Below are 398 nucleotides of genomic sequence, written 5' to 3'. Positions count from 1 at the left end.
GGGAGATCAAGCGCTGCCTCAAGCGCTACATCGCCCGCGAGCTCTACCGACGCCTCGAATCACCACCCGCAGCGGCTTGACCCGGCATAGGAGCGTCCCGGCGCACCCCCGTCCTCGCTCCCGCAGCCGCCCCGGCCCCTCGTGGGGGCGGGCCGGCCGTCCCCACGACCACACCGACGACAGACAGGAACGCAGTGCCCACGACGACGACATCCCCGTCCCGCGTGAAGGCCGTGGTGGCCGTGAAGCCCGGAGCACCCGTGGAGGTGGTGGACGTCCTGGTCCCGCCACCGGGTCCGGGCGAGGCGGTCGTGGACGTGCAGGCGTGCGGGGTCTGCCACACCGATCTGCACTACCGCGAGGGCGGGATCAACGACGACTTCCCGTTCCTGCTCGGC

At 72.1% G+C, this 398-nt stretch carries 1 protein-coding gene; it reads left to right on the top strand.

The window, feature by feature from the left end:
- Positions 1–194 precede the first annotated feature (194 nt).
- Positions 195–398, top strand: a 204-nt coding sequence (locus tag E9565_RS23460; RefSeq protein WP_308196183.1) for an alcohol dehydrogenase catalytic domain-containing protein, incomplete at its 3' end; no start/stop codon positions are given.

The organism is Blastococcus sp. KM273129 (assembly GCF_021698995.1).
Classification (GTDB): domain Bacteria; phylum Actinomycetota; class Actinomycetes; order Mycobacteriales; family Geodermatophilaceae; genus Blastococcus.
This window is presented reverse-complemented; position numbering and strand designations above follow the sequence as displayed.